Origin of the sequence: uncultured Maribacter sp. (assembly GCF_947500985.1) — a bacterium.
In the GTDB taxonomy this organism is placed as follows: Bacteria; Bacteroidota; Bacteroidia; order Flavobacteriales; family Flavobacteriaceae; genus Maribacter.
In genome coordinates this window covers 1-22,634 of the sequence record NZ_CANMTX010000015.1, presented here as the reverse complement: position 1 = coordinate 22,634, position 22,634 = coordinate 1, and the positions used below count along the sequence as shown (strand labels likewise).

Here is a 22,634-nt window from a genome sequence, read left to right as displayed (position 1 = left end):
CTTAGTTATTTTACATAATTACTTAGTCTATGGGTATCACCTTTTGTTCCACTCCATGGAATAGATAAGCTGGCTATGATACCGCCTGGAAAGTTTTTGGCTTCATGCATGCGTAATACGGCAGCACTCATTTTAAAATTTTTAGCAGATATCTTTGGTAATGTATTCTGCCAAATTTGCCATTCTTATATATTTTTTTTAGCGGTATCAAAACCATTTAAGATACTTGCCCAGGCATGATTAGCAGCCTCTAAATACGTTCTGCCAAAGCTTATAGCCAATACAAATTCTTTTTCTGTGACGTCAATTTCCCCAGTACATGCTATGTTGCCGTTAATAGCACTGTCATATTGCCATTTTAATTCTCCGTGTTGTTTAATATCAAGCCAACCATCTGATGTAACAACATACCCTACAGATTGTTTTAACCATTTTGAAGAACATGACATTGCTAATGCAATATCTCTGTTCTTGGCAAAAAACATTTCAACCCCTTTGTAACTTCCCAACCACCCTGAATTATTACCTCCTTCATTATTTAAATGCGGGGCAAGTAAAGCAAAGAGTCGCAATGGAAAATTAGGGTCTTTTTGGTCAAAAGTAATATGTTGTAAAATAGTATTTTTAAAAGGGTCGACAATGACTTCTTTAGTAATTTCATTTTTTTAAACCTATCTGTATTTACAATTCAGTAGGCGGGTATACCATCTTTAAGTGTTTCAATTTGGTGTTCTGTATCTCGTTTTTCTTCTGAGAAGAACTCATGCCCATCTGTAACCACAAAGCCCATATCGCGAAGATAAGCAATATCTTCACGAGGATAATAGGCTTCATTAAGAATACCGTGACTAAGGGTGAAAGTAACATCTGATGCGGGATTGAGCGCCTTTCCTATACCTGACTTGGTACTAGATGTCCATCAAGCATCTATACCTGGTTTGCCTGGTGCTTCTAAGTTTTGAGACATATGTTGAATTAAAATTAGCTATTTCAGTTACTTAAGGATAGTGTTTTATACTATCGTCAATTAATAAAAGGGTAAAGTTATCTCTTGTACTAGGTTTAGTATATGACTTGTGTCAGTCGAAAGGGATGTAAAGTTTGTCTAGAATTTAGATAAGTAGTATTGAAGAAATTCGAAACATAATTATCTTAAGAGATGAGTAGAAACAAAAAAACCTTCAAATAATAAATATTTGAAGGTTTAAAAGTGACCGGGCTGGGGCTCGAACCCAGGACCCTCTCCTTAAAAGGGAGATGCTCTACCAACTGAGCTACCAGGTCAAAAAATCTTAAGAACGTTAACGTTAATTACTTATAAAATAAGTTTGAACGATTAAATAAAAAAGCCTCTTTTTGGTGAAGAGGCTACTATTTATTGGTGACCGGGCTGGGGCTCGAACCCAGGACCCTCTCCTTAAAAGGGAGATGCTCTACCAACTGAGCTACCAGGTCAAAAGCAAATTTGGAAAATAATTCCCTCAATGCGGGTGCAAATATAAGTCGATTACTTTATTTTACAAACCCTTTTTAAGATAAATTTATTTTTTTTTGAAAAGCGTATTAATTAGTCCAATTTTGTACAAATGAAAAACTTGAAAATAGTATTGTTAGGGTATATGGGTAGCGGTAAATCTACTGTTGGTAGAATTGTAGCTAACCATTTGAATATTAAATTTTTAGATTTAGATGACTATATTGAAGAAGGTGAAGCGATGTCTATTGCTTCCATTTTTGAGACCAAAGGAGAAATCTATTTTAGAAAAAAAGAAATAGAATATCTCAATAAAATTTTTTCAAATGAAGACAGTTTTGTGCTTTCTTTAGGGGGTGGTACTCCTTGTTTTGGTACTAATATGGCCCTCATAAATGAAAAAACTGTTAATTCTTTCTATTTGAATGTGGGTATAAATGAACTTTTTGATCGCTTGGTACAAGAAAAAAGTCATCGCCCTATGATTTCTCATTTACAAGATGAAGAATTGACCGAATTTATTGGGAAGCATTTATTTGAGCGAAGCTATTTTTACAATCAAGCACATCAAAAAGTGAAAAGCAATAATAACACCCCTACCGAAATTGCTGAACAGATTGTAAATAAACTAGTCTAAATAGACTCTATCGTTTTTTGTTTCAAAATGAACGTTTACATGTTCTTGTAGCGAGGTTGATAATGAAATACCTTTATAATCTGCTTTAACCGGATACTTTTTGTGATTTCTATTCACCAATACAGCAGTTTTAAGTTGCTTTAATGGAGTTTTTAGAAAATGGTGCACACCATATATTAAGGTGGTACCAGAATTTAAAACATCATCAACGATAACAACCGATTTATTAACGAAATCGGCATCGGGCAATGACGTGGTTACACCGCTAGATAACGGGTCTGTTTTATCCATAGACAATTTGCACAGTACAATTTTAGCCTCGGTAATCTTTTTAAGCTTAGTGACAATTTTCTTTGCAAATGCTAGTCCGCCGCCATCTATACCTGCAATGATGATTTCTTCTTCAGAAACATTTGCCTCATAGATTTGGTATGCTATACGTTCTATTTTATGTTGAATCTGTAGATGTGAAAGTATGGTCTGTTGCATATGCTTTTCTTAAAACAATAAAGATAGGTATGTTTTTAAAAGTTTTAGTTAATCTTCAACTTCTTTACTTTTACTATCTGGTTCTGTAGTGCTAGTTTCATCAGTATTGGTATCGCCATCTAAATACTCATCAATATCTCTTCTATCTTTTTTGGTAGGTCGGCCAATACCTTTTTTTCGATAATAATCTTTAGAATATTGTAAGAGTTCGTTATGTTCAAAGGCTTCCTTAGGTGTAGTGTCCTTTCTATAAATGTCTACTAGTTTAGCACCAACACGACTTGGTGGTATGTCAAGAACCGTAAATTTATAATCGATTTGATTCTTGCGTACCACAACTTCATCCATCGGAAAAACTTCTTTACCTGGCTTAGCAGTAATACCATTAATTTTTGCATGACCTTTTTTACAAGCAGTAGATGCAATGTTTCTGGTTTTAAAATATCTTATACTCCACAAGAATTTATCTATGCGCATTATAGGTTGCATTTCTTTATTAACTTCCAAACAAAAATAGGGGAAAATTGTATCTTGCGCGTTCAAAATAAATTATTGATGAAATTAAGAAATGCATATTTACTAATAGCGGGCTTAATCATATTAGGTTCATGTAGAAATGATGATGATACTATTGGTGAAGTTGTACCGCCAAGGTTATTGAGTGAAGTTACTATAGAAGATGATGCTGAAATTATAGAATTTTTAAAGACTCATTTTTATAATGATGATGAGTTTGAAACACCACCAGAAGGATTTGATTTTAAAATTAAATTTGATACAATTGCTGGTGATAACAGTTCAAGACAATCACTTTTTGATAGTCCGAATTTAATTACGCAAACTATTTCTGTAGATTCTGAAGATTTAGGAAGAGCAGATGATGATGAGATAATTGACCAAACTTTATATACACTTGTAGTAAGACAAGGTGTCGTAGATGGCACTCCAACTATTGGTGATTATTCCATTCTTAGATATGAAGGTTTGTTGTTAGACGGTACACTTTTCGATGCTTCAACAAATCAACCAATACGATTTAATTTATCTACTGTGGTACAAGGTTTCGGTAATGGTATGAAAAATTTTCAGACTGGTACTGGTCCAATTGAGAATGGTGACGGAACTGTTAGTTACGAAGAGTATGGGATAGGAGCTATTTTTATGCCTGCTGCTTTAGCGTATTTTGACGGGACGCCTAATACTATTATACCAACATATTCTCCATTAATATTTAAAGTAGATGCATTAACTTATGAGCCGGACTCAGATTTTGATGGCGATGGTATTCCTTCTATTTTAGAAGACTTAAATAATGATGGAAATTTAAATAATGATAATACCAATGCAGAGGCAGAAGCTACTTTTGGTATTTATATCGCAAATTATAATGACTCCGATGATGACGGTGATGGTATTCTTACTATCGATGAAATTGAGTTAGACGCCGATGGCAATTTTGTTGGTTTCTTAGATACAGATGGTGATGGTACGCCTGATCATCTTGATAATGATTTATAGTATTTCACTTTAAAGCATAAAAAACCTCTTAAGAATTCTTAAGAGGTTTTTTGTTTCTTGTGGTTTTGTTTACAATGCCAAAGACAAACTTAATATCAACTGGTCTGGTCTTGTATCTATTCTACTTGGACCTAGATTTGTAATGTTTGTATTTATAAAAGATGCTTCGTTATCGCTAAATCCTCTTTCGTAACGTAAATCTATTCCTAGTTTACCAAAATTGACACCTGCACCAATATTCATCCCAACTGAAAAATCATTTTCTACATCATCAATAGTAACACCATCAAATTCGGTGTCTAAAATATATTGAAAACTTGGACCGGCAAAAACGTGTAAAGGTCCTACTAGGTTGATACCTAATAGTACTGGTACATCTAATTTACTCATATCAAAATCGGCTCCGTCATAATCAGACTTTGTTTTGGTGTATAACAGTTCTGGTCTTACATATACCTTAGAAGCTTCAAATTTTCCGAAGACACCTACATGATATCCCACGTTTCTATCTGGGTTTCTTGCAGCATCACCAACAGATTCAAAGTAATCTCCGTTAGCGTTGTAATTTAATCCCCCTTTAATACCAAATCCCGAATCACTCTGTGCTATTCCATAAAACCCAGAGAGCGCCATAAAGGCAACTAAAATTGTTTTTTTCATAATCATTGTTGTTTTGAGTGAAATTGGTATCAAATACAATACCAATTGTTCCCTTTCTCGTTATACCATCAGAACGGAGGTAAAATATCTTTATTGTTTACAAGTGTTTTTGGGTCAATCTCAATTTTATGAAGTTACATTTATCAAGATCATACTTTATTACTTTCAGTAACATCTTTGCTTTTTATTAAGTTTTTCCCCCACACAGTTCATTATATTTGCAGCTAGAATTAGAAAATTTGAAGTTTACACTACACAATACCGATTTACAATCAAAGGCTAGGGCAGGTACTATTGTTACTGACCATGGTACTATTGAAACCCCAATTTTTATGCCGGTGGGTACGGTAGCCTCTGTAAAAGGAGTGCATCAAAAAGAATTAAGAGAAGAGGTTAATCCAGATATTATTCTTGGTAATACCTATCATTTGTTTCTTAGACCTAAAACAGAAATTTTAAAGAAAGCAGGCGGGCTTCATAAATTTATGGGTTGGGATAGAAATATTCTTACTGATAGTGGTGGGTACCAAGTATATTCTTTATCGGCGAATAGAAAGATAAAAGAAGAAGGTGTAAAGTTTAAATCGCATATAGATGGATCTATGCATTTATTTACACCTGAGAATGTTATGGAAATTCAGCGTGTAATTGGCGCAGATATTATCATGGCATTTGATGAATGTACACCTTACCCTTGCGATTATAATTATGCAAAGCGATCTATGCATATGACGCATAGGTGGTTAGATAGATGTATTAATCATCTTGAAAAAACACCTTTTGAGTATGATTATGAACAAACGTTTTTTCCTATCGTACAAGGGTCTACCTATAAAGATTTAAGAAGGCAATCTGCTGAGTATATTGCTAATGCTGGGGCAGAGGGGAATGCTATTGGCGGATTATCTGTTGGTGAGCCTGCTGAAGAAATGTATGGCATGACCGAAGTGGTTTGTGAGATTTTACCAGAAGATAAACCAAGATATTTAATGGGTGTTGGTACGCCGATTAATATTCTTGAGAATATTGCTTTAGGTATAGATATGTTTGATTGTGTAATGCCTACTAGAAACGCTAGAAACGGAATGCTGTTTACAGCGCACGGTACCATAAATATCAAGAACAAGAAGTGGGAAGATGATTTTTCACCTTTAGACGAAATGGGTACTACCTTTGTAGACCGTGAGTATTCTAAAGCATATTTAAGACATTTGTTCGCTGCTAATGAATATTTAGGCAAACAAATAGCAACAATTCATAACTTAGGCTTTTATATGTGGCTAGTGCGTGAAGCTCGTAAGCATATTATTGCAGGCGATTTTAGAGCCTGGAAAGATATTATGGTAAAACAAATGGATAAAAGGCTATAATGCTATCAATAATAGATAAATACATTCTAAAACGGTATTTAGCGACATTTTCGTTGATGCTCTTGTTGTTTATTCCCATTGGTATAATGGTGAATTTGGCAGAGCAGATCGGTAAAATGATCGATAATGAAGCACCGTTGAATGAAATAGTAATGTATTATGTGAATTTCACGATTTACATTGGTAATCTATTATTTCCTATTTTTCTATTCCTTTCCGTAATATTCTTTACTTCTAAGTTGGCGAACAATACCGAAATTGTTGCCATATTAAGTTCTGGAGTTTCTTATGGGCGTTTTTTAAGACCTTATATAATAGGGGCTTCAATGGTCGCAGTATTAATGTTCTTTATGACTATGTTTATTGTGCCTAACGCAAGTGTTGGCTTCAATGAATTTAAATATAAATACCTTAAAAAAGGTAAACAGGATCGGGTCACTAATAATATCTTCAATCAGTTGAATGAGTCCGATTTTATATACGTTAGCAGCTTTGACCCCGCTAGACAGTTAGGCCATAATTTTACTTTTGAGCGTTTTGACGAGAAAAATGAGCTTGATTTTAAAATATCTGCGGCTAATATTCGATGGGTGGAAAAAGACTCTAGTTACCGCTTAACATCGTACAAAAAGCGAACTGTTTTAGGCGATACTGCAATTATTGAAAGTAAGCGTCGCTTAGACACCATTTTTGCTTTTGATATAGGTGATTTAACGCCAGTATCATATGTTGCAGAGACAAAGAACCTTTTCGAATTGGATACTTTTATTAAAGATCAAAGGAGAAAGGGAGCGTCTAATATTAATACCTATGTATTGGTGAAGTACAAGCGTTGGGCATTGCCATTAACTGCCTTTATCTTGACCATTATAGCGGTTTCGGTTTCTTCGGTTAAAAGACGTGGGGGTATGGGAGCCAATTTGGCATTCGGTATTTTGATTGCGTTTATATTTATATTTTTTGATAAGGTATTCGGTGTACTCGCCGAGCAATCGGGTTTTTCTCCTTTGCTCGCAGTCATTATACCTAATGTAGTTTTTGGATGTCTGGCATTTTATTTACTTCAAAATGCAAAAAGATAGAGTCCTTAATTTATTGCACTTACATTTCATTGTCTTTATCTGGGGCTTTACGGCAATTTTAGGAAAATTAATTACGATAGATTCTCTTCCGTTAGTTTGGATCAGAATGGGCTTGGCAACACTTTTTATTGCTATTTATATACTCTTTGCAAAATTCAGTATAAAGGTTTCAAGAAAAACACTCTGGTGGTTGGTAGGTGGTGGTATTGTAGTAGCATTACACTGGGTCACCTTCTTTTTGGCCATAAAAGTATCTACCGTATCTGTTGCATTGGCTATGATGTCTACAGGAGCTTTTTTTACAGCCTTAATGGAACCCTTTTGGTACAAGCGAAAGATAATAGGTTATGAGATTTTCTTCGGATTAATGGTCGTAGCAGGACTCTATTTGATTTTTAAAGTAGAAACCGAATATGTCTATGGTATGATAATCGCATTGATATCGGCATTTTTAGCAGCTGTCTTTTCGTTGATAAACGGAAAATTGGTGCAAGATCATAAACCATCGGTTATTTCTTTTTATGAATTAGGTGTAGGCATGGTTTTCTTATCTATAGTCTTATTATTTAAGGGCGATTTTAATATGTCATTAATAACACTGCCTCAAATGGATTGGGTTTACCTGATAGTGTTAGCGCTTATTTGTACCGCATATGCGTTTATAGCATCGGTGAAAATTATGCGAGTTTTAACGCCATATACGGTAATGCTTACAACAAATTTAGAACCAGTATATGGTATTTTGCTGGCTTGGTTTATATTTGGATCAGAAGAAAAAATGAAACCAATGTTTTATGTGGGAGCCTTAATAATACTCAGTACCGTTATTGCAAACGGTATTTTAAAGCAAAGAGCGAATATTAAAAAAAGGGTACCCAAGATTTAGGTATTAAAGTTTTATCTTTGAGCCGCAACTAAAGAAACTTTATAGAAATATGGAATATTTGGATTTTGAACTTCCAATTAAGGAATTGGAAGAGCAATTGGACAAGTGCATGGTAATTGGGGAGGAAAGCGATGTAGATGTTACCGAGACATGTAAACAGATTGAAAAGAAACTTACCGATACTAGAAAAGATATCTATAAGAATTTAACGGCTTGGCAACGAGTACAGTTATCTAGACATCCAAATAGACCTTATACATTAGATTATATAAAAGCTATTTGTGGTGATACCTTCTTGGAGCTACACGGTGATCGTACCGTAAAAGATGACAAGGCTATGATCGGTGGTTTAGGTAAAATTGGTGATCAAAGCTATATGTTCATAGGTCAGCAAAAAGGATACAATACTAAAACACGTCAGTATAGAAATTTTGGTATGGCCAACCCAGAGGGGTATAGAAAGGCTTTACGTTTAATGAAATCTGCCGAAAAATTCCAAGTTCCTGTAGTTTGCTTAATAGATACACCGGGTGCTTACCCAGGTATTGAGGCAGAAGAAAGAGGACAAGGAGAGGCAATTGCAAGAAACATACTTGAAATGACCCGCCTAAAAGTGCCAATAATTGTTGTTATTATAGGTGAAGGTGCATCTGGTGGTGCATTAGGTATAGGTGTTGGTGATAAGGTGTTAATGCTAGAGAATACTTGGTATTCTGTTATTTCACCAGAATCTTGTTCTTCAATTCTATGGAGAAGTTGGGAGTATAAAGAAAGAGCTGCCGAAGCTTTGAAATTGACAGCTACCGATATGAAAAAGTTGAAATTGATAGATGAAATCATTCGCGAACCTGCTGGTGGTGCTCATGCTAATAGACCGAAAACTTTTGAAACCGTAAAAAATAAAATTTCTTCTCATTTTGAAGATTTGCAAAAGTTATCACCAAAAGAATTGGTAAATCAGCGTATGGATAAATACGCACAGATGGGCGTTTTCAACGGCTAATCTACGTTTTAGGCTTCTTAAAAATATACCGAGGATTTTATTCCTCGGTTTTTTTATGTTATCAACAGAAAATCGTAACTTATTAACAATCAATTGTTAGTCAACAGTGAACATCGAAAGTGATGTTTTTCACGTTAACTAAAGGTTAATTGTATACTTTCGCACTATGGAGAACACGAAACCTTTTGTCGCTCGCAAGATTGACAAATCTAATATTATAAGCCTTCAGAAAGGTAAAATTCCGCCACAAGCTATTGATTTAGAAGAGGTTGTTTTGGGTGCTATGATGATAGATAAAAAAGGTGTTGATGAAGTTATCGATATTTTACACCCCGATGTTTTCTATAAAGACGCTCATAGATTTATTTACGAGGCTATTTTCATTCTCTTTGAAGAGTCGCAACCGATCGATTTATTAACCGTTTCTTCACAACTTAAGAAATCAGGTAAATTAGAGGTTTGTGGAGGCGATTTTTACTTGATAAAATTGACTCAAAAAGTAGCGTCATCTGCTCATATTGAGTTTCATGCACGTATTATTCTCCAGAAGTTTATTCAGCGTAGTTTGATTAAAATTTCTGGTGAAATTATCGAGGAGGCATATGATGAGGCTATCGATGTATTTGACTTGTTAGATACTGCCGAAGCAAAATTATATGATGTTACCCAAGGTAACTTAAAGCGTTCTGCAGAGACGGCGCAAGATTTGGTAATACAAGCCAAAAAACGAATTGAAGAGATTGCTGGTAAAGAGGGGATGAGTGGTGTCGCCTCAGGATTTGATAAGTTAGATAAGCTTACATCAGGTTGGCAGCCAAGTGATTTAATTATCGTTGCAGCACGTCCTGGTATGGGTAAAACGGCTTTTACCTTATCTATGGCTAGAAATATGGCTGTAAATACAAATACACCTGTAGCTTTCTTTTCTCTAGAGATGTCATCTGTACAGCTAATTACTAGATTAATTTCTTCTGAAACTGGTTTGTCTTCAGAAAAATTAAGAACCGGTAAGCTTGAAAAGCATGAGTGGGAACAATTGAATGTTAAAGTGAAAACTTTAGAAAAGGCACCTTTGTTTATTGATGATACTCCGTCTCTATCCATTTTCGATTTACGTGCAAAAGCAAGACGTCTTGCCTCTCAACATGGTATAAAAATGATCATGATCGATTATTTGCAGTTAATGACTGCAGGTGGTAGTCAAAAAGGAGGGAACAGGGAACAAGAGATTTCTACTATTTCTAGAAACTTAAAAGCTCTTGCAAAGGAATTGAACATTCCCGTAATTGCATTATCTCAGCTATCGCGTGCGGTTGAAACACGTGGTGGTAGTAAAAGACCTATTCTTTCGGATTTGAGGGAATCTGGAGCGATCGAGCAAGATGCCGATATTGTATCTTTCATTTATAGACCAGAGTATTATAAGATTGAAGAGTGGGATGATGAAGAACGTACACCAACTCAAGGTCAAGGAGAATTTATTGTAGCAAAACACCGTAATGGTGGTTTAGAAAATATTAGATTGAAGTTTATCGGTAATCAAGGTAAGTTCGATAACCTAGATGATTTTGACTCCCCTTTCGAATTTCAATCGAAAATGAATGCAAATGAAGAGAATCCGTTTGCGACGAAAAACTTACCAAGTGCAGATGACGCCTTTGGTAGTAGTATGAATAATAGTCCTGATTTAGATGAGGATAACGATGTTCCTTTCTAAAATAGAACATTAGTATAAGTTTAAAAAGTCTTCCATTCGGGGGACTTTTTTCGTTTTAAAGCAATTTATTTTCAGCAAACCTTATTATCTTAATTACAATAGCTTTAACTGTGTCTTAAATCGTGCTCCAAAGATTTTACTATATCTTTGAGTGAATACTTTTATTATACTTTATGTCTAAATTAATAACAACAGTCTTCTTCCTTTTACTTTCTGTACAACTATTCGCATCATCTATTTTGATTCCGATGGATTCTGATACTCAAAAAAATCATTTAAAAGCATACGGAATTACGTATTGGGTTTTGGCAAAGCAGCAAAAGGTACAATGGTTATTGAATTATCGTGGTGGATCTTTTTTATTGCCAGATGGGGAAAGTATTAGAAAGGAATGTCAAATAAGGGGAGTCAGTTTTGAGATTTTGTCAGATGCGCAGGCAAACGGAATACTGGATGAAATCAGTAGTCCTTCTGTTAATCAAGATGCTGTAATACTTGAAAAGGCTCCCAGAATTGCAGTTTATTCCCCAAAAGATAAGCAACCTTGGGATGATGCGGTAACGATGGCTTTGACCTATGCCGAGATTCCCTATACAACTATTTATGATGAAGAAGTATTAGGTGATAAGTTAGCACTGTATGATTGGCTTCACTTACATCATGAGGACTTTACAGGACAATATGGTAAGTTTTATGGAGCATATAGAGCAACACCTTGGTATATAGAAGGAAAAAAGAATTCTGAGAAATTAGCCAAGAAATTAGGATTCGATAAGGTCTCTGAAGAGAAAGGAGCGGTAGCTCTAAAAATCAGAAATTACGTTATTGGTGGCGGATTTATGTTTGCCATGTGTTCTGCAACAGATAGTTTTGATATTGCTTTAGCAGCTGATGGTATTGATATTGTAGAACCCATGTTTGATGGCGATGCTTCTGATCCCAACTATCAGGCAGGTTTAGATTATGGAAAAACCTTTGCCTTCACAGACTTTATCTTAGAACGTAGTCCGCTGAAATATGAATTCTCTTCTATAGATATGACGAATAAAAGAGGTAATGTGCCAAAGGAATCTGATTACTTTTCTTTGATGGATTTTTCGGCAAAATGGGATCCAGTGCCTACCATGCTTTGCCAGAACCACACTTCTTTGGTAAAAGGGTTCATGGGGCAGACAACTGCTTTTACTCGTTCTGAAATTAAGCCGACAGTATTAGTATTAGGGGAAAATAAGTTAAATGAAGAAGCAAGGTATATTCACGGAATTAAAGGAAAAGGATTCTTTACTTTTTACGGTGGTCATGATCCTGAAGATTACCAACATAGGGTAGGGGACCCAAAAACAGAATTAGAATTACACCCTAACTCACCAGGGTATCGTTTAATATTAAATAATGTATTATTTCCAGCTGCAAGAAAAAAGAAACAAAAGACCTGATTTCGATTTAAATATTGATAGAAATAAAAAACCGTAATCAAAACTAATGTTTTGATTACGGTTTTTTTAACTAATGTATTATTAGCTAATTCAGAATATAATTCAATAGTCTAGAATACTCCAATAAAATGACTACCTGTTGTATTAACCAATTCAGCACCTTTTGTTACTGCACCAGTTTCTGTTTCTACGACATAGATATTTCCGTTTTGACCAACAGCACCTTGAGTAAGGTAGATTTCTGTTCCTTCAACGACAAAGCCCTGGTATTGGAATAGGTAGAAATCTGGGTCGTAAGGAATGTCATCAATCTTAACTGCGGTTTTTGTATTTAAATCAACCAAAGCGAAAAATCCTTGTAAACCGGCAACACCTTCTGCTGATCCATTATGACGGTAAGCTACTACGGCTTTACCATTTACTGAAGGTCTCCAAGCAAGAATATACGCTCCTTCGATACCTAAAGCATCATCTAAATTGAAATCGTATGTATCGTCATATTCATTATCTGCATCAATTTTTAAAATATAAGAACCTTCTGGGTCACTTTGGTTAGCTTGGTAAACGCTTCCGTTATATTCAAAAGAATTGATACTACGGTAGCCATTCGTATTTCCATGACCAACTGTAGATGTGATAACTGACGGATTCAATAATGAAGGGTAGTCTAATATGATGGTTTTAGAACCTAAAATCTCAAAATCGCTATCACTTTCAGCGGTAGCAGGATCAACTTTGCTTAAACGAGCACCAATATATAATTTGTCTCCTGTAGCATTTAAGGTAGGCATATCAATTCTAGAGATATAATAACCCGCAGCTTCTTCTTCAGCACTTAAAGGAACACTATGTTCTTGAAATTCTTTAATAGAAGAATTTACCAAGTCTAAGGTTACTACACCAATGGTAGCTTCCGTACGGGCGTAGTTATCATTTTCGTCAAATTCATTTTCAGTAGAAACGTATACTGCTGCGCCAGTTTGGTCTCCATCGAATAATTTTATCCATCTTGGAGCGGTACCTACATACGGGGCAATACTAACTTCTGATCCTGAAGGAGTAAAAACCTGTCCGCCTTCGACAGTATATTTAGTATAATTTCCGCCTGTATCACCTGCGTAGCTAATATTGAAAATGGTATTTCCATCTTCAGAAGATTGCAATCTTGCCGTTCTGTTAGAAGGAGCTATAAATCCATTTTCAAAAGGATCAATAGAAACCGTAGGGTCTTTGGCATCAACACTTGTTACTGAATAAATTAAAGTACCACCGTTACCATCACCTGGTTCTTCTCCCATTTTGGCAGCCGCTACTGTAATCCACCTAGGGTCTTCCTCAACTGGCTCTTCTGTTTCTGGTTCTTCGGTATCTGGTTCTGGTGTAACAACAGTATCATCTTCGCTGCTACAAGCTGTCATAAGACTCGCTGTTAGAATAATTGCGGCAAAGGTTTTAAGATTTAGAAAAGTTTTTTTCATTTTTGGTAGTATTTAAAAGATTAAAATTTATTAATTGTGTAATTCAGTTTTAGGTAAAAAGCTCTTCCTGGTTTTTGAACAGAAAGGTTATCGTAGACAGGTTCATCGAATATATTTTTAATGTCAAAACTTGCTATAAATCTATTATTTGGAAAAGCATAGCTAAGTCCAAAGTCTTGTGATATTTGTTGGGGTACAGCAAAAAACTCATTACCAACTGTGTTGCTACCTTGTGCAGTTAGAAAAGAAAACTCATCAGTGAAATAGACATTGTAAAAAGCATTAAGTCTAGATTTCTTTTGAATTAAATCTTTGAAAGAATAGCGTAAACCTCCGTTCATGGTGAAAAAAGGTGTATTAGGTACATCGATTTCTATTCCTTGGTTTTCAATTTTTAGATCAAATCGAGATATATTGAAGTTCAATCCCAAATTGTTATTGTATACGTAATTTAATTGGGCATCAAAACCTTTAGACGTACCACTACCTTGGTTTACATAAATTATTAGTTCATCATCAACATTCAAAGATGTTTCGATAGGTAGGCCAATTCGGTCTTTTATATTTCGGTTGAAAACATTAGTAGATATGGTAAAATCATGTTTTTTAATATTGAAATTTCCAAACCTGAAGCCTAAGTTGAAATTCTCACTACTTTCTGGATCTATACTTGAGTTGGCTACAACATTGTCTCCGTCATTACCGAAAATTTCAGTTTCATCTGGTAATCTAATTGCTTTTTCTGCGGAAGCTAATAAGTTGATATTTGGCACGATTTCGTAGGAAGCAGCAAAACCATAACCATCATACTTTTTATTGCTGCTCACTACTTCATCTACTACCACATTATTTCCGTCAGCATCAGATACTATAGATGGGTCAACACTAGTTGTTTTCTGCTGATAATGCTTGCCAAATAAACTTGTTTTTAATTTTTCGTCAAAAGCAGCTAATTCGTAGGTTAAGGAGTATATATTCTTTTTTAAATCTCTTGTGCCTAAAAATGTGTTTTCTAATACAGATTTCAAGGCGTCGCTATCTTCTCTATCAATTCCGCTATATACATGATTAAATGATACGCTATGATGGTCGTTTATTGCGTAAGAAACGTCGCTTCTTATTGAGGCTACATTTCTTTTAATTTTAGCAAGTGTGGGTCCTCCTTCTTGTTGAGACCCCCAGGTGTATTGATATTCATTTCCTCTAAAATCAATTGCTCTTTTTCCGTTCCAGCTATAAGCCCAAGAAACGGTGTCGTTTACAGCACGATTTCTTTTTCCGTATAAACCGTTAATGTTGACGTCAAGACCTTTTGTGAATAAATCTTTCTTTTGGTATTTAATGCTACCAAGTAAGGCATCAGATTCAAGAAATCTATCTTTATATGGTGTTATGGTCATAAAAGCACCGTGCTGTACCTCTTTATAATCATCAGATGCTGTAACACCTATAAAAAATTGATCAGCCCATGTTACGTTTGTGTACCCAATTTCTGCTCTACCTCCTGTAGATCTATAAGCATCGTTGAATCTTCTTGCTGTAATAGGGGTTTGCACTCCGCCTAAACCGGTGACAACAACACTTCTGCCAGATACCTTATAATCATTGTCAGAGTAGTTGTGAAAAAGAGATGCTTTAACTGTTAATCCTGATTTATCAAAGCGATATAAGCCATTTATACTGGCTTGTGTAGTATTGAATGATCCGTAAGATACAGACGCATTAAAATTCGTTTTAGCATCATTGTGAAGTATTATGTTTATTGCTCCACCCAACGCATCGTCTGCTAAATGACCCGGTACCACCCCTTTATAAACTTCAATATTTTTAATCATTGAAGGTGGTATGCTATTTAGGTTGAATGAATTACCGTAAGTTGAAATAGGAATACCATCTATAAATATACGTACCGAGTTGCCAGACAATCCATTTAAACTATAGGTAACCTCTGAACCTAAGCCTCCATTTTGACGAATTTTTACTCCAACGGTTGTGTTCAATAATTCGTTGGTTTGTATATTTCTTAGACTAGCTTCTTCTGTTTTTATTGCACTGACAGCAAAACCTGTTGTTTCTAGTTTGGTTTCTTTCGATTTGCCGTTAATGGTAACTTCATCTAAATCTTCTGTTGATTCTTGTAGGGTGAAATCGAGATTGACTTTTCTACTGTTATCCTGTATTTCAAAAGGTATGGAACGTGTGCCATAACCAACGAATGAAACTACTAGTTTGTATTTTCCTTTTGGAACATTGTTTAAGGAGTATAAACCATTATCGTCAGTAAGTACGCCAAGTTTTAATCCTTCCACTAAAACACTGGCAAATGGTAAAGGATTGCCATATGTGTCTTGTACGGTACCTGAAACTGTTCCTGAAATTTGTTGTCCTTGAACAGATAAGAATATAAAGAAAACTGATGCAGCAAAGATTTTTTTCATTTGATTTAAAATAGCCGCTAATCTTTATTAAGATTAAATCTAAATAATTTAGCTTTGCAAATCTAAAGCAGGAATGAGAAGGCAAGTACCGAGAAAGGAATTTAAACATACGCAAAAGGAAGTATTGTATTGAGAGAGGAAAAGCATTTGAATAGCGAGTTGTTACAAAAAGAATTGCGGGTAGGTGAGTTGTTTAAAAATGGATTTATTAATAACTCTGTTCAGTTCAATGAAGTAGAGGTAACCACAAAGGATAATAATTCTTTTATAAGGGGTGCAGACTTTTCTGATACAACAGCGATTCATCAATTTGATTCTGAAATTAGTGTAACGAGTGACGAACATTTAATAAAACTTCATTTTTCTTTAGAGGGAACTTATTGCTATCAACCACTAAGACATATTAAGTATTTAGTTCAAATTCCAGAAAATCACTGCAATATGTTTTACTACCCAATAACCGAGGGTAGAGATATATTTTTTAAGGGAAATGCTAAGTTATTTGAGGTTTATGTAAAACCTAGTTTGCTTCAAAGCCTATTGGGAACAAAATTTGAAAGCTCTTTTGACAAACTAAAAGCAGCAATAACTAATTCAAATTCATTTGTATTATGGGATAAAAGTAAATTCATTCCTCCTCAAATTCGAAGTAATATAAATGAAATAATACAGTGCCCTTATGAAGATGAAATTAGAAAGACATATTTAGAAAGTAAATTGACCGTTTTAATGATAGATTTTCTTTTGGGCAGGCAAACTTCTAAGCTTTCTAAAACTAATATAAAACTGTTGAATTCAGATTATTTGGCAATTGTAAAGGTGGAAGCTCATATTAGAAATAACCTAAAAGAACCATTGAAAATCTTAGATTTAGCGAATATAGCCGGTTTTAATGCTACCAAGTTGAAAAAAGATTTTAAAAAGATATATGGCGTAACAGTGTTTAAATACATTACAGCATTACGTATGGAGGTTGCTAAGAGTTTAATAACCCAAGACGGTGCCACAATAGCTTATGCAGCATACGAAGTAGGTTATGCAAATCCGCAGCACTTCACCACAGCTTTTAAAAGAACTATGGGTTATGTGCCAAGTGAATTAAAACCTCCAGTGAAATAATTAGTAATGATGACTTTATTTGATAAGCATTTTTAATATATGCTCTACACCGTTTTCGTCATTACTTAACGTACTGTATTTAGCAACTTTTTTTACGTTAGGATGAGCGTTTTCCATAGCAAATCCGAAATCAGATAAAGCAAGCATTTCTAGGTCGTTGTTATAATCTCCAAAGACCATTACTTCATCAGACTTTAAGTTATAACTTTCCATAACCTTAGTTAATGCGTAACCTTTGTGCGCATTTATATTTGAGATATCTAACCAATTTTCTCCAGACACTTTTACTTTTAATTCATCTTCAAAGTGTTTAACAAACGGGTAAATATATTGTTCGCTACTTTCAAAATGATAAATGGCAATTTTGATGACCTCAGAATCAAAAGCTAATAGGTCATCTATAATCTCAAACTCTGTATAATATTCAGCCAGCTTGCTTACAAACTCATTTGACTTGCCGGTTAAATAAGCTTGATGTTTACCGCAAAGTACTGGGTGTATATTTGGTATTTCGTTTAAGGTTTTTAAAATATCTCGTACATGGTTTTTATCTAAAGGTGTAGCTAGAATTTCGGTATTCTGTTTCATGGCAAATCCTCCGTTTTCCGCTATGACAATTATATCATCTTTTATAGATGCTAATTTATCTACAATGCTATTGTACTGTCTACCGCTAGCAGCTACAAAGGTTATGCCTTGAGATTTTAAGCCTTTAAATATGTCAAAGAATTGATCGCTAACCTGGTGATTGGAGTTTAGAAGTGTCCCGTCCATATCAGAAACAACCATTTTAATCTTTGATAAATCCATGTAATTTTATTTTAATACAAAGATATTTCAACCAAGTTTAGTAATGTGGCTAAAATGCAAAGTTTTACCTTTATTTAATAATATATAAAGTATGAAATTATTTCAAAATGAAATCACACTACCGTCTTATCAAAGAGGCTTTCATATCATTACAGATGTTATCGTTAAAAGTATCCCTGAAATTAAGCAAATACAAACAGGGTTTTTGCAAGTATTTATCAAACATACATCTGCAAGTTTAACAATTAATGAGATTGCAGACCCTACGGTTCGTGATGATTTTGAGTCTCATATTAATATTATGGTGCCTGAAAATGCCCCGTATTACAAACATGACTATGAAGGTGCAGACGATATGCCTGCACATATTAAGGCATCATTAATGGGTGCTTCGGTACAGATACCGATAACCAATGGTAAATTGAATGTGGGTATCTGGCAGGGTATTTATCTTTGTGAGCATAGAAATTATGCCTCTGGTAGAAATATAGTGCTGACGTTGTGGGGAAATTGATTTTTGATTAACTTGAAGTAAAGCAAAAGGAATATGACAACAGAAGAATCTATTTTAAATAAAATTCAAATACTAATCACCAACCATTTTCAAACTCCTGAATTGGCCTTTAATTTTTTTGATAAGGATAATGATCAAAAGCTTACAAAGGCAGAAATTGTCAAACTCTTGAAAGACGCAGAAATAAGTGGATTCATTAGAGGTATTGTATCTTCAAAGCTAATTGAAGGCTATGATAATAATGGTGATGATTTGATTGATTGGGAAGAGTTTAAAACGGCAATATCTAAAATTAAAAAATCCGATTCGTAAGAATCGGATTTTTCAAAAAGTGAGATTGTTATTAATTTATTTTACCTGATCTACAACTGCCTTAAAGGCATCTGGGTGATTCATTGCTAAATCTGCAAGAACTTTTCTGTTAAGTTCAATGTTATTAGCTTTTACTTTTCCCATAAATTGAGAGTAGGACATTCCGTGTTGTCTGGCACCTGCATTAATACGGGTAATCCATAATGAACGAAAAGTTCTTTTCTTGTTTCTACGGTCTCTATAAGCATATAACATTGCTTTTTCAACCGCATTTTTGGCTACTGTCCAAACGTTTTTACGTCTTCCAAAGTAACCTTTGGCTTGCTTCATTACCTTTTTTCTTCTGGCTCTTGAAGCTACTGCATTTACTGATCTTGGCATTTTTTTCTATTTTTTGTAGTAGGCGTCCTTTTAATTTAAGGAACTTTTAAAGCCTAACTCCATGGTTAATAATTTTACCTGTTAAAGAGTTAATTACTTTAAACGTAATTGCTCTTTAATACTGTTAACATCTGCTTGATGAACTAAACCATCATGTGTTAACTTAAGCTTACGCTTTTTAGACTTTTTAGTCAAAATGTGACTCTTAAAAGCGTGCTTTCTTTTAATTTTACCTGTACCTGTAAGCTTAAAACGCTTCTTAGCACTGGATTTTGTTTTTTGTTTAGGCATTTTCTCCTAGTTTATGTATTAATCTCACTTTGCATGCTAAACGCTGCTCACAATGGTAAGCAGCGTTTAGTATATTATATATACAAATCGGTCGCAATGTTTAACCGAAGTATTATTTTATTTCCCTTTAGTTTTAGGCGCAATGAACATTGTCATACGCTTTCCTTCTAATTTAGGCATCTGTTCTACCTTTCCTAATTCTTCCAATTCAGAAGCTAATTTCAATAATAGAATTTCGCCCTGATCTTTATAGACAATAGAACGACCTTTGAAAAATACGTACGCTTTTAATTTAGCTCCTTCTTTAAGGAACTTTTCAGCGTGTTTCTTTTTAAAGTCATAATCATGATCATCTGTGTTAGGACCAAATCTTATTTCTTTAACAACAACCTTAGAAGCTTTCGCTTTCATGGCCTTGTCTCTTTTCTTCTGCTCGTATAAAAACTTTTTATACTCCATTATTTTACAAACAGGAGGGTCGGCCTTTGGGGATATCTCCACCAAATCCAAACCTAATTCTTCTGCTTTCTCAAGAGCCTGAGGAAAAGGATATACACCTACTTCAACATTGTCACCTACCAACCTAACTTTTGGGGCTGTTATCTTTTCATTGATATTATGGGGATTCTTATTTTCCCTTCTAGGTTGTGGTCTAAATCTTTTACGTATTGCTATGACTAAATAATTTTAATTAAACTTTCTATTCTTTAAACGTCTTTAAGGTACTATTTATTTCTTTGTTGACCAAGTCTGTAAACATAGTTACGTCTAACGCTCCTAAGTCTTCACCGCCATGCTTACGCACAGAAATGGTGTTTGCAACTTCATCATTGTCCCCTACAATCAGCATAAATGGAATTTTACTCATTTCTGCTTCTCGTATTTTCTTACCAATAGTCTCGTTTCTACTATCGATAAGGGCGCGAATTTCGTTATTTTCTAGGGATTTTAAAACTTTTTGAGCATATTTTTCATGTTTTTCGCTAACAGGAAGAATAATAGCTTGTTCAGGGGTTAACCATAAAGGGAAATTACCACCTGTGTGCTCTATTAATAATGCAATAAAACGTTCCATACTTCCGAAAGGTGCACGGTGTATCATTACTGGTCTATGCAGCTCATTGTCACTACCTTTATAGGTTAATTCGAACCTTTCTGGTAGGTTGTAATCTACTTGGATTGTACCCAATTGCCATTGCCTGCCTAGAGCATCTTTTACCATGAAATCTAACTTAGGTCCGTAAAAAGCAGCTTCACCACTTTCTATTATATAGTTAAGTCCTTTTTCTTTAGCGGCATTTATAATAGCTTGTTCTGCTTTTTCCCAGTTTTCTACCGATCCAATATATTTTTCTGGAGTATCTAAATCACGTACAGATACTTGTGCTGTGAAATCATCAAAGCCTAAAGATCCAAGTACATATAATGATAAGTCTATTACTTCTTTGAATTCCTCATCTAATTGATCTGGTGTGCAAAAAATATGTGCGTCATCTTGAGTAAACCCTCTAACTCTGGTTAGGCCATGTAGCTCTCCACTTTGTTCATATCTATATACGGTGCCAAATTCAGCAAATCTTTTAGGAAGTTCTTTATAGCTAAATGGTTTAGCGTTGTAAATTTCACAGTGATGTGGACAGTTCATTGGTTTCAGCAAAAACTCTTCATCTTCCTTTGGAGTATGAATAGGTTGAAAACTATCTGCACCATACTTTTCATAATGTCCAGAGGTAACATATAGTTCCTTTTGACCAATATGAGGTGTAACCACCATTTCATAACCCGCCTTTTTTTGTGCCTTTTTCAAGAATTGCTCTAATCGTTCTCTTAGTGCAGCTCCTTTAGGTAACCATAAAGGTAAACCTTGCCCAACCTTTTGAGAGAATGTAAAAAGCTCTAATTCTTTACCTAATTTTCTATGATCACGTTTCTTTGCTTCTTCTAAAAGAGCTAAATATTCAGTAAGCTCTTTCTGTTTTGGAAATGATATACCATATATACGTGTTAGTTGCGGGTTGTTTTCGTTCCCTCTCCAATACGCACCGGCAACACTTAGTATCTTAATGGCTTTTACAATACCGGTATTTGGTATATGACCACCACGACATAAATCTGTAAAGGTGTCATGATCGCAAAATGTAATAGTACCGTCTTCAAGGTTTTCTATTAGTTCTACTTTATATTCATTGTTTTGGTTTTTATAAAAATCAAGAGCTTCTGCTTTTGAAACTGCTCTCATTTTATAATCGTGTTTCCCTCTTGCAATTTCTAATGCTTTCTTTTCTATGGAAGGAAAGTCTTTATCAGAAATAGAACCCGTAGGAAGTTCAACGTCATAATAGAATCCATTATCAATCGCCGGACCTATAGTAAGTTTTACTCCCGGGTATAGTTCTTCTATAGCTTGGGCAACAATATGTGATGTTGAATGCCAAAAAGCGGTTTTACCTTCTTTGTCATTCCATGTATATAAAATTAAGCTCCCGTTAGTGTGTAATGGTGTGGTGGTTTCAACAATGGTATTATTGAATTTTGCAGAAATAACATTACGTGCTAATCCTTCGCTTATGCTTTTAGCAACCGCTATTGGGGTTGTATCTTTTTCAAATTCCTTAACGGATCCGTCGGGAAGTGTAATTTTAATCATTTGTGTACATATTCTAGGATGTCAAAGATAATAGGAACTATTCACGTCCGCAATAGAATCATGTTATAATGTAGGGTATACATATAGTATAGGTTATTTGTTGTTGACATGGGGTCGTAGGGTGTTGGTATTTGAATCATATTCTTTGGGTATTTTTAAATATCTGAGTTGCCTTTTTAGTAAAATTCAATCTGTTTATTATGTACTGAAATGGTAAAGTGTTATTTATTAGGATGTTGCATTTTGATGTAAATTTTTCTTTAATTTTATTTTAAAAAATGGTTGTGATATTAATAATAGTGTGTACATTTGCACCCCGCAAACGAGGAAGATAATTTCTGAATCGTTAGTTGGAAAAAGGTTCATAGATAT

24 protein-coding genes and 2 tRNA genes are annotated in these 22,634 nt (G+C 34.6%); 11 read left to right on the top strand and 15 right to left on the bottom strand.

Annotated features, from left to right (window positions below; translation table 11 throughout):
• Positions 1-5 precede the first annotated feature (5 nt).
• From Q0871_RS18200 to Q0871_RS18180, 5 genes are all read right to left on the bottom strand, one after another.
• The gene (locus Q0871_RS18200) at positions 6-131 is read right to left on the bottom strand and encodes a hypothetical protein (RefSeq protein ID WP_299326343.1); all 126 of its coding nucleotides are present in this window, start codon (positions 129-131) and stop codon (positions 6-8) included.
• A gap of 54 nt (positions 132-185) precedes the next feature.
• Entirely contained in the window at positions 186-605 is a 420-nt protein-coding gene (locus Q0871_RS18195) for a hypothetical protein (RefSeq protein ID WP_299326365.1), read from the bottom strand.
• A gap of 83 nt (positions 606-688) precedes the next feature.
• Positions 689-895 carry a hypothetical protein gene (locus tag Q0871_RS18190; protein ID WP_299326362.1) on the bottom strand — a complete coding sequence of 69 codons (207 nt, stop codon included), beginning with the start codon at positions 893-895 and terminating at the stop codon, positions 689-691.
• Positions 896-1,211: 316 nt separating this feature from the next.
• A tRNA-Lys gene (locus tag Q0871_RS18185) sits at positions 1,212-1,284 on the bottom strand.
• 95 nt (positions 1,285-1,379) lie between these two features.
• Positions 1,380-1,455, bottom strand: a tRNA-Lys gene (locus Q0871_RS18180).
• 131 nt (positions 1,456-1,586) lie between these two features.
• Between Q0871_RS18180 and Q0871_RS18175 the strand changes: the two genes are divergently transcribed.
• A complete protein-coding gene (locus Q0871_RS18175) occupies positions 1,587-2,111 on the top strand; it encodes a shikimate kinase (RefSeq protein WP_299326340.1) in 525 nt (174 codons plus the stop codon).
• On the opposite strand, the gene Q0871_RS18170 is transcribed toward Q0871_RS18175, so the two are convergent.
• Both Q0871_RS18170 and Q0871_RS18165 read right to left on the bottom strand, forming a co-directional pair.
• A complete protein-coding gene (locus Q0871_RS18170) occupies positions 2,103-2,600 on the bottom strand; it encodes a phosphoribosyltransferase family protein (protein ID WP_299326337.1) in 498 nt (165 codons plus the stop codon). The genes Q0871_RS18175 and Q0871_RS18170 overlap by 9 nt on opposite strands.
• Before the next feature lie 48 nt (positions 2,601-2,648).
• Positions 2,649-3,077, bottom strand: coding sequence for an RNA-binding S4 domain-containing protein (locus tag Q0871_RS18165; protein ID WP_299326334.1), 429 nt, complete (start codon positions 3,075-3,077; stop codon positions 2,649-2,651).
• Between the two features lie 78 nt (positions 3,078-3,155).
• On the opposite strand from Q0871_RS18165, the gene Q0871_RS18160 reads away from it, so the two are divergent.
• Positions 3,156-4,118: an FKBP-type peptidyl-prolyl cis-trans isomerase gene (locus Q0871_RS18160; protein ID WP_299326331.1), complete on the top strand. Its 963-nt coding sequence runs from the start codon at positions 3,156-3,158 to the stop codon at positions 4,116-4,118.
• Between the two features lie 69 nt (positions 4,119-4,187).
• On the opposite strand, the gene Q0871_RS18155 is transcribed toward Q0871_RS18160, so the two are convergent.
• The gene (locus Q0871_RS18155) at positions 4,188-4,778 is read right to left on the bottom strand and encodes a porin family protein (protein WP_299326328.1); all 591 of its coding nucleotides are present in this window, start codon (positions 4,776-4,778) and stop codon (positions 4,188-4,190) included.
• A gap of 239 nt (positions 4,779-5,017) precedes the next feature.
• Between Q0871_RS18155 and tgt the strand changes: the two genes are divergently transcribed.
• The 6 genes from tgt to Q0871_RS18125 all read left to right on the top strand — a co-directional run bounded on the left by tgt (position 5,018) and on the right by Q0871_RS18125 (position 12,272).
• Complete coding sequence (gene tgt, locus Q0871_RS18150) at positions 5,018-6,148, top strand: tRNA guanosine(34) transglycosylase Tgt (RefSeq protein ID WP_299326325.1); 1,131 nt, start codon at positions 5,018-5,020, stop codon at positions 6,146-6,148.
• The gene (locus Q0871_RS18145; protein ID WP_299326322.1) at positions 6,148-7,230 is read left to right on the top strand and encodes an LptF/LptG family permease; all 1,083 of its coding nucleotides are present in this window, start codon (positions 6,148-6,150) and stop codon (positions 7,228-7,230) included. Before tgt ends, Q0871_RS18145 begins: the two co-directional genes overlap by 1 nt.
• A complete protein-coding gene (locus Q0871_RS18140; RefSeq protein ID WP_299326318.1) occupies positions 7,217-8,116 on the top strand; it encodes a DMT family transporter in 900 nt (299 codons plus the stop codon). Before Q0871_RS18145 ends, Q0871_RS18140 begins: the two co-directional genes overlap by 14 nt.
• Before the next feature lie 49 nt (positions 8,117-8,165).
• Positions 8,166-9,119 carry an acetyl-CoA carboxylase carboxyltransferase subunit alpha gene (locus Q0871_RS18135; protein WP_299326315.1) on the top strand — a complete coding sequence of 318 codons (954 nt, stop codon included), beginning with the start codon at positions 8,166-8,168 and terminating at the stop codon, positions 9,117-9,119.
• A gap of 166 nt (positions 9,120-9,285) precedes the next feature.
• On the top strand, positions 9,286-10,836 hold the full coding sequence (dnaB, locus tag Q0871_RS18130; protein WP_299326312.1) for a replicative DNA helicase: 1,551 nt from the start codon (positions 9,286-9,288) through the stop codon (positions 10,834-10,836).
• 173 nt (positions 10,837-11,009) lie between these two features.
• A complete protein-coding gene (locus Q0871_RS18125) occupies positions 11,010-12,272 on the top strand; it encodes an asparagine synthetase B (RefSeq protein WP_299326309.1) in 1,263 nt (420 codons plus the stop codon).
• Positions 12,273-12,382: 110 nt separating this feature from the next.
• Here the strand turns inward: Q0871_RS18125 and Q0871_RS18120 are convergent, their stop codons facing one another.
• Positions 12,383-13,750: a hypothetical protein gene (locus Q0871_RS18120; RefSeq protein ID WP_299326307.1), complete on the bottom strand. Its 1,368-nt coding sequence runs from the start codon at positions 13,748-13,750 to the stop codon at positions 12,383-12,385.
• A gap of 20 nt (positions 13,751-13,770) precedes the next feature.
• A complete protein-coding gene (locus tag Q0871_RS18115; RefSeq protein WP_299326304.1) occupies positions 13,771-16,188 on the bottom strand; it encodes a TonB-dependent receptor in 2,418 nt (805 codons plus the stop codon).
• Positions 16,189-16,317: 129 nt separating this feature from the next.
• On the opposite strand from Q0871_RS18115, the gene Q0871_RS18110 reads away from it, so the two are divergent.
• Positions 16,318-17,307, top strand: a complete 990-nt coding sequence (locus Q0871_RS18110) for an AraC family transcriptional regulator (protein WP_299326302.1) — start codon at positions 16,318-16,320, stop codon at positions 17,305-17,307.
• A 15-nt stretch (positions 17,308-17,322) separates the two neighbouring features.
• Here the strand turns inward: Q0871_RS18110 and Q0871_RS18105 are convergent, their stop codons facing one another.
• On the bottom strand, positions 17,323-18,117 hold the full coding sequence (locus Q0871_RS18105; RefSeq protein WP_299326299.1) for an HAD family hydrolase: 795 nt from the start codon (positions 18,115-18,117) through the stop codon (positions 17,323-17,325).
• A 91-nt stretch (positions 18,118-18,208) separates the two neighbouring features.
• Here Q0871_RS18105 and Q0871_RS18100 point away from each other — a divergent pair, with 91 nt between their 5' ends.
• Both Q0871_RS18100 and Q0871_RS18095 read left to right on the top strand, forming a co-directional pair.
• Positions 18,209-18,631, top strand: coding sequence for a secondary thiamine-phosphate synthase enzyme YjbQ (locus Q0871_RS18100; RefSeq protein WP_299326297.1), 423 nt, complete (start codon positions 18,209-18,211; stop codon positions 18,629-18,631).
• Between the two features lie 33 nt (positions 18,632-18,664).
• Entirely contained in the window at positions 18,665-18,943 is a 279-nt protein-coding gene (locus Q0871_RS18095; RefSeq protein ID WP_299326294.1) for an EF-hand domain-containing protein, read from the top strand.
• A 36-nt stretch (positions 18,944-18,979) separates the two neighbouring features.
• On the opposite strand, the gene rplT is transcribed toward Q0871_RS18095, so the two are convergent.
• The 4 genes from rplT to thrS form a co-directional block, all read right to left on the bottom strand.
• Entirely contained in the window at positions 18,980-19,324 is a 345-nt protein-coding gene (gene rplT / locus Q0871_RS18090; RefSeq protein ID WP_027064529.1) for a 50S ribosomal protein L20, read from the bottom strand.
• 93 nt (positions 19,325-19,417) lie between these two features.
• On the bottom strand, positions 19,418-19,615 hold the full coding sequence (gene rpmI, locus Q0871_RS18085; protein ID WP_027064530.1) for a 50S ribosomal protein L35: 198 nt from the start codon (positions 19,613-19,615) through the stop codon (positions 19,418-19,420).
• A gap of 117 nt (positions 19,616-19,732) precedes the next feature.
• Positions 19,733-20,284: a translation initiation factor IF-3 gene (infC, locus tag Q0871_RS18080; RefSeq protein WP_073247488.1), complete on the bottom strand. Its 552-nt coding sequence runs from the start codon at positions 20,282-20,284 to the stop codon at positions 19,733-19,735.
• A 31-nt stretch (positions 20,285-20,315) separates the two neighbouring features.
• The gene (thrS, locus tag Q0871_RS18075) at positions 20,316-22,262 is read right to left on the bottom strand and encodes a threonine--tRNA ligase (protein WP_299326280.1); all 1,947 of its coding nucleotides are present in this window, start codon (positions 22,260-22,262) and stop codon (positions 20,316-20,318) included.
• Positions 22,263-22,634 lie beyond the last annotated feature (372 nt).